This is a genomic window from Geobacillus proteiniphilus (genome assembly GCF_001908025.1).
Lineage (GTDB): Bacteria > Bacillota > Bacilli > Bacillales > Anoxybacillaceae > Geobacillus > Geobacillus proteiniphilus.
Genome location: NZ_MQMG01000170.1, coordinates 1 through 286 on the forward strand (window position 1 = coordinate 1; position 286 = coordinate 286).

The 286-nt window shown below is 44.8% G+C and carries 1 protein-coding gene; it reads left to right on the forward strand.

Features of this window, described 5'->3' with window-relative positions; translation table 11 throughout:
• The coding region (locus tag BRO54_RS19715; RefSeq protein ID WP_139268130.1) for a DUF1128 family protein at positions 1–84 on the forward strand (84 nt) is incomplete at its 5' end.
• Between the last annotated feature and the right edge of the window lie 202 nt (positions 85–286).

Consider the following 286-nt stretch of genomic DNA (forward strand, 5'->3'; position numbering starts at 1 on the left):
GAGATGGTGATGAAACGCGAGACGTTCAGCCCAAGCGAAATGCAGGCGATTGTCGAAGAGCTCGGAAGCCTGCGCAAAAAATAACGTTCCCATCTGCTGCTAGGCAGGCAATGCAGCTGTTTCGCATAAAAACAATTCCTATCGAAAAACTATGATTGACATTATCGTCAATTGTGCTAAAATTTTAATCAATTAAATGACATGCGTTGCATACGTTGCTCGGGAGTGAGGGAGGAATTGGCTCAATGAACTCCGACAACCTGCCACCTATAGCAAAGTGCCAATT